An 8,655-nucleotide genomic window follows, 5' to 3' on the forward strand; every position below is an offset into this window, starting at 1 on the left:
TGATAACGATCCATTATCAACACTAGGCATCCGGGCATACTTTACTGAACTTTGCTTTCAGTTCACTATTGGGCATGGCTGACATGCCCTCGCCCGCCTCTTATGGCCCCGATTATACCCCACAAATGGCGGCAGCCATAGCGTCTTGCACCGCGTCCATTTCTCGCCTGGATGCCCGAATTTCCGTCAGTTCCGCCGCCTCGGCATGGAACCGGCGGGCTACCTGGTCAGGCTATGCGCGGGCGCTGCAACTGCAATCGGCCGAGGTCGACGAAATCGACGTATTTTCCTGGGGTTGCGGGCTCCAGATCCCCGGCCGGCCGCTGCGCTCGACCACCCTCGACCTGTTCGACCGCTTCGATGCGTGGGCCGCGGCGCTCGCCGATCCCGACCCGCTCGCCTGGCGCGATACGCTGCCCACCGCCATCAGCGCGCCGGCGGTTGCCACGCAGCACCCTGCTGTCGGCTGCCAAAGTTGATGTCATCGCAGCGTCCGGTGGAAGGGCTTCTGTGCCATAATTAATGGCAACTCCGCTCGTGCGTTTACACGCCCGGCAATTGATTTACCTTCCCGACCATGTCCGAAACCCCTTCCTGGCGTGCCGGCTTCGAGCTGGAAGTCATTCTTGGCGACCTCGGCGAGCCTCGTTTTGAGAGAGAGCTGCGCGAAGGAGAGGCCATGGACGAGGCCTCGCCCGCCTTCTGCCGAGCATTCGCGGCCAAATTGCGGGACCGGACAGGCCGCGCCTGGTCCGCCCCATCCGGAACCCCGAAGCAGCCCGGCTTTTATGTCGTCCCTGAATATGGGCTCGATCCACTGAACTGGCCTGAAGATCGCCTGGCAGGCGTAGAATTGCTGACCCCTCCCCTGCCCCTGGACGATGCCGAGATGGTCAGATCTGAGTTATGCGACGCGATCTACGAGATCGACGGCGATTTCAACTTCTTCGAAAGTGAGCATACCGCCAACTGCGGTTGGCACATCAACATCGATGCCGGGAATGGCCATCGGCTCGATCCCGACCGGTTCATCGTCGGCGTCGATGAATTGCTGCTGCTCGCGAACAACGACCGGCTGTTCAGCCGCTACACGGCCTTGCAGCGCCATGCCGTCGGCGTGCCGCTATTGCGGCATCTGGCGCATGATCCGACCGGCAAATTCCTGCTTGGCTCGGCGCTTGGTAACTTGCTCGAGGCCCGCGCCGGGCGCGACAAAGGCTATGCCGCCAATTTCGCCAAGCTGGACAAGGGCTACTTGGAGTTGCGCCATTTCAGCGCGGAAGCGTTCTTCAACGGCCCTCGCCTCACCGAACAACTCGAGCGCATTCCCGCCGCCTTCGACGTCTGGCCCACCTACAGCAAACCCTTCGAGCAAGCCTTTCGCCAGAAGTTTCTGCTGCTCTCGCGCTGGCTTGCCCGAAATCGCGACAAACTGGCGTGGAACCTGGCTCACGGCCTGGTCGCCGCCTCGGGCCAGGTTCATTTCGTCGACGAACCGCTCGGCCACGTGATGGCCGACGGCCTGGTCGAACTCAATCTGTTCGGGCGCGGCGCGTACGAGTATGTCGCCACCATCCGCGACATTGTCCTCTCGGATATCCCCGAAGCGGTCGCCCTGCTCGCGCTGGATCTTGCCGAGCTTTACAACCTTGGCGTCCGGCAACGGGTCAGCGGCAACAAAGCCTTCCAGCGCGCCGTGCTCCAGCTCGCGGCCTCGTTGCGGAAGGATGCAAGTCTTTCAAGCGCGGCCCAACTTGAGGCGCTGGCCCATGCGGAGGCACAGCGCCGAAAGATGCACCCGTACTCTGATGGGATCGCCGCGTCATAGCGTCATGGCAGACTAAGGCCTGTGGACATTCAGGATTCCCACGCTGCCTGATTTCTGATTCAGGATTCCCAAGGGGAGTTCTGAATGGACGAGCAGCGATTTGTGGTGACGGATGGGATATGGGCGCGCGTTGAACCCCACCTTCCCGGCAAGAAGAGCGATAGCGGTGTGACGGGTAAGGACAATCGCATGTTTTTAGAGGCGGTTCTCTGGCGTGTGCGCACCGGTCTTCCATGGCGGGATCTGCCGCCGGAATTCGGCAATTGGAACAGCGTGTTCCGGCGCTTCCGGCGATGGGCGAAGGGTGGTGTTTTCGAACGTCTTTTCAGAGAGATCCGCGGCGAGCCGGATTTTGAATACGCGCTGATCGACGGTACTATCGTTCAGGCTCACCAGAAGGCGAGCGGCGCAAGGGGGGGACTCACGCTCAGGCCATCGGGCGCTCGCGCGGCGGACTGACCACCAAGATCGTGGCGCTGGTCGATGCGCTTGGAAACCTGTTCAACCTTGTTCTCCTGCCGGGTCAGGCTCATGACCTGAAAGGCGTCGCACCGCTGATCGAGGACGTAGCATTCGATGCGCTTCTGGCCGACAAGGCCTTCGATGCTGACTGGCTGCTTGCCGAGTTGGATGTGCGCGGCGCGAGCGCAGTCATTCCGCCCAAAGCGAACCGCAAGATCAAGCGCAATTACGACCGGCATGCCTATAAGTGGCGACACCTGGTCGAGAACTTCTTCGCGAAGATCAAGGAGTTCCGAGCCATCGCTACGCGCTACGAGAAAACTGCCTGCAGTTACACCGCCAACTGGCACCTCGTCGCGACAATCCTCGCCGCGAAGTGAATGTCCACAGGCCTTAGGAACCCGGCTGCCCGCCACCATCGCGCAAGCGTCCCAGCACCCGCGCCGCGGCATTGTTCCCTACGGCCAGCTCGCGGGCATAGCGCAGCGCGGTGGTCGGCGACGACCAGCGTAGGGCCAGCGCGATCCCGGCGCCGTCTTCGCCCGCCGCGAACAAGTCCTGGGTCAGCCCCACCCGGAACGAATGGGCGCTAAGCGAGCGGACCGTGTCTCCTTCCATCCCGGCTTCCAGCTCAACATGGCCAAGGTCGATAGCCTCGAACACCCGGCGGCGCAGGATCGCCACCACGCCTTGCCGGGTGAGCGGCTTCTGGCCGATATAGTGCCGCTGAGTCTGCTCCCCCGCATCGTCTGGCGGACTGGTCAGCACGTTGATCCGCCGGAACACCGCCCCTTGCGTGATCCCGCTCGCCAGCAGCCAGGCCGAGAGGCGCGCCATGGTGTCGGGCGAGAGCCAAGCCAGAGCCCCCTCCCCCAGCTGGTCGGTCTTCGAATGCGCGATCTCAAGCCGCCCGCTCCCATCCACAGCCTGACTGAGATCGGCTACCGTTGCCCCGACCAGCTCGGAAACTCGCAGGCCTGCGTCATAGGCAAGGCTGATGAGCGCCGCATCGCGCTTGCCCGTGATGTCGGTACCGCACGAGGCGAGCAGCCCCTTGATCGTCACCCCTTCGGGCGGCGCCTGCCCCTCCGCCATCGCCTCGCCAAACCGCAGCGGCGCGGCCTGACGCTGCCGTTCGCGCCTCTTACGCCGGATCGCTTTCAGCGTGTCGCGAACCATCCCCGCCTGCGTTGGCAGCGGCTCCTTCTCGCCGAACCCGAGGATGCGGTGGATCCGGGCGATCGAGGCGATCCGCCGCGCCAGCGTCGCGGGTTTGGCCGGGGCCCGGATTTCCGATCCCTTGGCCAGCCAGTGAAGATAGTGGACGAGGCTTTCCGGATCGGCAGGAACCGCGGTGACGACGGGCCGCCGCGACTTGCACCAGGCAAGGAAGCACCGGAGGTCGGCGGTGATGGCCGCCTTTGTCGCCGGCGCCATCGCCGCAACCGCCGCCTCGAGCGCCAGCGGGCGCGCGGCGCGCGCGTCGACCAGCGGGGCATGCGCGCCCAGCACCAGCTCGACCGAGGACCGGAAAGGTCGATCAGCGGTCATACGCGAAGGGTACTTCGAGCGGCGTGCATGGGGCAATTTCTGGCCAAAATGGGCATTTCCGGCAAGCTCGATTTTACCATAACATCCGATTATGGAAAATCCGTGTTTTCAGGGGGTCGAATGATAGGATACCAAACTGGCGTTTAGGTGAACTTTGCATTGACCGCATTTTCCGGCGCAATTATCCCACCTTCCGATGTACATCGCGCCGAGACATTTCCAGTGAAACAGTCAACCGACGCCAGTCCTATCGCTTTCCGGATCGGCCAGATCGACGCGCTGGCCAAGACCCTGCTCGCCTCCCCTGCCCTCTATTCCCCGGAAATGCGCGCGTCGCTGGCGCTGCGCTGGCTCAGCCGGGCGTGGCAGCAATACCGCCAGGACCGGGCAATCACACTCGGTCCCGCGCTGATCGGGGCCGAATGCGCGACCGAGCGCAATGCCTTTCTGACCCTGTTCGAACAGGCCCTGCCGCGCCGCGAGAAGCTGCTTTCCCAGGCGGTCCGGACCGTGCGCAAGATCGCCATCCGGCCGATGGCGAGCGAGGTCACCGAGGCCGAAACGATCGTCGCAGCAAGCACCGATGAGCTCGAGCGGGTGCTCACCGTACTCGCCCAGCCCAAGCGGCCCACTGCGCCGCTGGAGCGCCTGCTCGAGCTGGTCGACGGGTTTCGCTATTCAACCGGCGATGAACCCGATCCCCTGTCCGCGACCGCGCGAACCCCGTGCTGGGCGATCAACCTGGCCGCCACAGCGCGCGGCGACGCGTTTCGCCTGAGCGAGACCGCCCTGCCCTTCCCGGGCCTGGCCCAGCGCCGGCTGTTCCGCGCTGATCGCGGCGCGCAAGAAAGGCGCGCCGACGCGCGCGAACATCTGCTCGAGGCGCTGCACGCCACCGCCTGCGACATCGCCCGGCTTCCGCGCGCGGCGGAGGTCTTCACGCGTGAATTTCCGAGCCAACGGACCAACTCGCGGCTGTACCTCGCCTGGATGCTGCTATTCGGCCTCGGCGGGTTGACGCCGGCCCAGCTCGCCCGCGCGCTGCCAGCGACCAAGGCCGGGGCAGGCAAGCTCCTGCGCCAGTTGGAGGCAGGCCATTTGGCGCGCAGTCAGGGGCCATTCGCGCCCTTCCTGTGCACCCTCAATATCCCGGTGGCCATGCCCGACTGGCGTTACCTGAGCTCAAAATAGCTGCCGCGGGCAGCCCCAGCAGGCCGCCGAAGTGGCGCTCGAACACCGCCGCCCTGGCCTCATCGATATCCCTGCGCTCCCGCACCCAGGCATAGGCGCGCAGCAAGTCGAGGAACTCCGGCGCCATCCACGCCGAGGCTGACTTGGGCGGAGCACAGGCCCGCAGGCGGTAAGGCATTTTCACAGGCGCTTGAACGCCGCCGCCGACTGTCGGACATTCGGGCAATCGTGCCGCAACCAGACGCTCGAAGCGGCGCGCAAGCGCATGCCGGTTGCCATGCGCGAGGGCCAGCATGCCGATGCGATCGGCCGAAAAGTGGAACAGGTTTGCGGCGAAACGGGCATGGTAGCGTTTGTTGGGCGGCGCCATGCCATGCCCATCGCGGGAGCCGGCCAGATAGGCCAATTCCGCCGCATTACGCCGCAGCGCGCCTGGTCGAACCCGGTATGCCCAGCGTCGCCGCTCCGCCACAATGGTAGCCAATCCCAGATCCGCTTGCGAAATCGGGCTCGCAACGTCCCGCAACAGGCTGGCCATGTCGGTCAACGGCAACTCGTGGTCGTGGCAACGCCAGCTTGCCCGCAAGATCCATTCCCGGCGGACGATCATCGGCTTGCCCGCCCGTCCCGCTTCGTACCAGCAGCGCGCACAGGCGTATCGCCTTATGCGCCGCGGCAGCACGTCGTGCGCCTGGCAGGCGAGAAAAGTGGCGGAAATCCTGTCGTTTTGGCATTGCACGGCCCAGGCGAGGCGCTCGACCAGATTGGCAAAGGCACTGTGCCAAGCCACGTCCAGCCCCCGCGCGCCGCGCGCCAGGTCGTATCCAGCAAGAGCCGGTTCGATCCCGACATGGCGGAAAAGCGCCGCACGGGTCGTCTCGTGGGCCCGGGTCACCCGGTCGATCCAGGAGTCGAAACATTCATCGGCAAGCGGTCGCACCCGGAACGCCAGCGGCTCCGGCTCGAGCCCGAGCGCGATCACCGCGCCGGGTGACCGGGGAGCAAACCCGCAGCCTCACGGATATCGGCGAATTCGACGCATTCGCGGCCGTGACGACGCGCAACCTTCTGTCCCCAGTGCAGCAGCCGTTTGAAGTTGCCGGTAACCCCGAGACTGTGGCGCCACAGGAATTCGGCGATTTCCGGCTCAGCAAGCCGGTCAGGCTCAATCAGCTGCATCCCGTGCGCCAGAACGCGGATCAGCCGCTGCGATGCCTCGCCAGGCGCCCAGGGATTGAGCCGCACGATGATCGAGCGATAGGCCAGCTCGACATCTTCGGCAAAGATGTCCGCCGCGACGTCGAGCCCGGCGACCACCATCGGGACATTGCCCTCGCTCATCAGGAAGCGGAATGCATCGAGCGTGTCGCGCCGCGCCCTGCCGCCAGCGGTGAGGATGGCATGGACATTATCGATCCCCACGAGCCTTGTGCGCTGCCGACGCAGGAGTTCAACCACCTTGAGATCGGCAATACGGTGGGTTTTCCCGGTGATCGGCCAGCCCTGCTTCCACAGCAGCGTCAGGTTGATCTTGAGCGCGGTTGAACCCGACGGAATGACCGTGCGCAACATCGGCTCGTAACGGGCCTCACCCCAATCGGCAGGTTCGGGAAAATCGAGCGCAATCCGGCGCTGGGTCTCGCGCAGGATCGAGGTCTTGCCCATCCCCGACTGGCCGACAAGCAAGACGCAGGGCGGTCGCTCGTCGGGCTCGTCGTGCGCCAGTTCGACCAGTGTCGTAACCGCCGTGCGCGCTTCGTCGAAATCGATCCAGAAGGCTGAATTTCCGCTCATTTGCGCCATTTCAGCCAATCATTGTCCGGCAGATCCGCAGCCGGGATCCAATGAACTTCGGCCCGTTCGATCCGCCCCTTGGCCTGGGGTGAGTGTGCCACGCCTTCGCGCTCCTGCCGCTTGCGCTCTTGTCGGCTACTCGCTGTGCGCTGCCGTGCCATGGCGACTTCGCGCCGCGCGGCCTGAATGTACCGGGCGGTCGCTGCCTTTGCGCCATCCGCCTGAAACGCCGCCCCTGCCCGCCGCTGGCGTTGCCGTTCGGCTTCCCATTCGGGCTCGCTGATATCTGGGTAGTCGCCGACCACGGGCAAGACTACGAACTGGCCATCGATCTCCGCATAGATCCGCTGCAGCGTGCGCTCATCATGATGCACGGTGATTTGTTGGCCAATTCGGGCCGCCAGAACCGGATTCCAGTAGCGGCGGTGCAGGATTTGAACGCCGTAAGCCTGAACGGTTCGCTGCCGCGCCGGCAGGAACTGGCGGGTGAGATGCTCAACATCAAGGCAAGCCGGTAGCAGCGGAGAATGGCCGGAAACCGCCGTTTTCCACGCCTGTGCAGGACATTGTCCGCCCAGCCCCTTGTGCGGACCGTTGTGATAGATGGCGATCTGGAACAGCAGCCAGCGCTCGAATTCGGGCAAGGTCATCGCTGCCGCCTGTCCGGCGTCATAACCATCGCGCTGGGTGACATTGCCGCCCGTCGCACCAGGTAGCAGCCGCATCTTCCCAACCATTGTGCCGATCAGGCGCTCGATGTGGCCTCCGAAGTGGGCCGGTCCGCGTGGACGGATGTCGGGATCGATGCCGTTGGCCAGGCAAGCTCGCCTGAAGCTCTCCGCCCGGTGCGGTGCTGCGTGATCGGCATGGAGCCGCCGGAATTGCCCATACATCGGGTAGGAGACATCGACGCCCAATTGCTCAAGCAGCGGTTCCTTGGGCAGCAAGGCGTTGGCCACCGCCCGGCCACAGCGGAAAATCGAAGGATCGCCGAAACTGACATAAAAGCCCAGAATACTGCGGGTCCAGACCTCAACCAGCAACGTTATCCAGGGGCGGGCGAGCTCCTCGCGATGTACGCTGTCGACGAGAATCACATCTGCCCGCGTATGATCCATCTGCACGAGATCGAGCAGGCCCTCGCTGTGATAGGCGCCCGGATGAGGCTCATGGGCGCTGCGCTGCTTCGAGCCCATGCTCGAGCGAGCCCGCTGAGGCTCGGATATCTCGCCGATCAACCTGATCAGAGTGCGCTCGCTCGGTACCTCGCCCGGCGCGAAGCAGAACTCCCCATCCTGCGCGATCAAAAGACCATGAATTTCCCGGGCTGCCAGGGCCGCAGTGGGCGGTGGCTTTGTCAGGAATACTTCCTGGGTAAGCCGGTCGATCGCCTCCCTCACCGGCTCGGCGATGCGATGACTGCCAATCCGGGGACCGCGAGGGGTTGGAGCCAAGCTCGACGCCACAGGATTTGCGCGAAATCTGCCTACTAGTCGTCGTATCTGACGGTCGCTCAGCCCTGACTGGGCAGCGACAGCGTCAATGACTTGTGCTGTCAGTGGCCCGTCGAGTGGGACGAGGCGTCTGAAGATGGGGTAGAGTTCCGCACCTGTCGCCAGAGCTTCCGTGGACGCGACTTTCGTGCGGCTCGGTTTGCGTTCGATCACCCGACCTCCCGTGGCCGGATATCGACCGATTCAATGACATCAATTCTGGCAGAGGCATCGACACGGAATCCTAACCTGCCAGAATTGTTGGCATGGAAATCAGGATAATACATTGATATTCAGTGCATAAATGCGGTTTCCATAAACTTTGGCAGCCGACAG

At 64.0% G+C, this 8,655-nt stretch carries 7 protein-coding genes and 1 pseudogene; 4 read left to right on the forward strand and 4 right to left on the reverse strand.

What is annotated here, in order from left to right:
* Positions 1-74 precede the first annotated feature (74 nt).
* The 3 genes and pseudogenes from RLDS_RS30330 to RLDS_RS54940 all read left to right on the forward strand — a co-directional run bounded on the left by RLDS_RS30330 (position 75) and on the right by RLDS_RS54940 (position 2,670).
* Positions 75-479 (forward strand): hypothetical protein, encoded by a 405-nt coding sequence (locus tag RLDS_RS30330; protein ID WP_021224333.1) that lies wholly within the window; start codon positions 75-77, stop codon positions 477-479.
* 98 nt (positions 480-577) lie between these two features.
* The gene (locus RLDS_RS30335; protein WP_021224334.1) at positions 578-1,828 is read left to right on the forward strand and encodes a hypothetical protein; all 1,251 of its coding nucleotides are present in this window, start codon (positions 578-580) and stop codon (positions 1,826-1,828) included.
* Positions 1,829-1,912: 84 nt separating this feature from the next.
* Positions 1,913-2,670 (forward strand): annotated as a pseudogene (locus RLDS_RS54940) (IS5 family transposase).
* 13 nt (positions 2,671-2,683) lie between these two features.
* On the opposite strand, the gene RLDS_RS30350 reads toward RLDS_RS54940, so the two are convergent.
* Positions 2,684-3,841 (reverse strand): tyrosine-type recombinase/integrase, encoded by a 1,158-nt coding sequence (locus RLDS_RS30350; protein ID WP_021224398.1) that lies wholly within the window; start codon positions 3,839-3,841, stop codon positions 2,684-2,686.
* Between the two features lie 222 nt (positions 3,842-4,063).
* Here RLDS_RS30350 and RLDS_RS30355 point away from each other — a divergent pair, with 222 nt between their 5' ends.
* Positions 4,064-5,032: a hypothetical protein gene (locus tag RLDS_RS30355; protein ID WP_031297253.1), complete on the forward strand. Its 969-nt coding sequence runs from the start codon at positions 4,064-4,066 to the stop codon at positions 5,030-5,032.
* On the opposite strand, the gene RLDS_RS30360 is transcribed toward RLDS_RS30355, so the two are convergent.
* From RLDS_RS30360 to RLDS_RS30370, 3 genes are read right to left on the reverse strand one after another with little or no spacing between them, the layout of a single operon-like run.
* Entirely contained in the window at positions 4,983-6,014 is a 1,032-nt protein-coding gene (locus RLDS_RS30360) for a TniQ family protein (RefSeq protein ID WP_021224396.1), read from the reverse strand. The genes RLDS_RS30355 and RLDS_RS30360 overlap by 50 nt on opposite strands.
* The gene (locus tag RLDS_RS30365; protein ID WP_084514624.1) at positions 6,011-6,826 is read right to left on the reverse strand and encodes a TniB family NTP-binding protein; all 816 of its coding nucleotides are present in this window, start codon (positions 6,824-6,826) and stop codon (positions 6,011-6,013) included. The genes RLDS_RS30360 and RLDS_RS30365 overlap by 4 nt, the downstream gene beginning before the upstream one ends.
* Complete coding sequence (locus RLDS_RS30370; protein WP_236616773.1) at positions 6,823-8,280, reverse strand: Mu transposase C-terminal domain-containing protein; 1,458 nt, start codon at positions 8,278-8,280, stop codon at positions 6,823-6,825. The genes RLDS_RS30365 and RLDS_RS30370 overlap by 4 nt, the downstream gene beginning before the upstream one ends.
* Positions 8,281-8,655: the final 375 nt, after the last annotated feature.

The organism is Sphingobium lactosutens DS20 (genome assembly GCF_000445105.1).
Taxonomy (GTDB): Bacteria; Pseudomonadota; Alphaproteobacteria; order Sphingomonadales; family Sphingomonadaceae; genus Sphingobium; species Sphingobium lactosutens.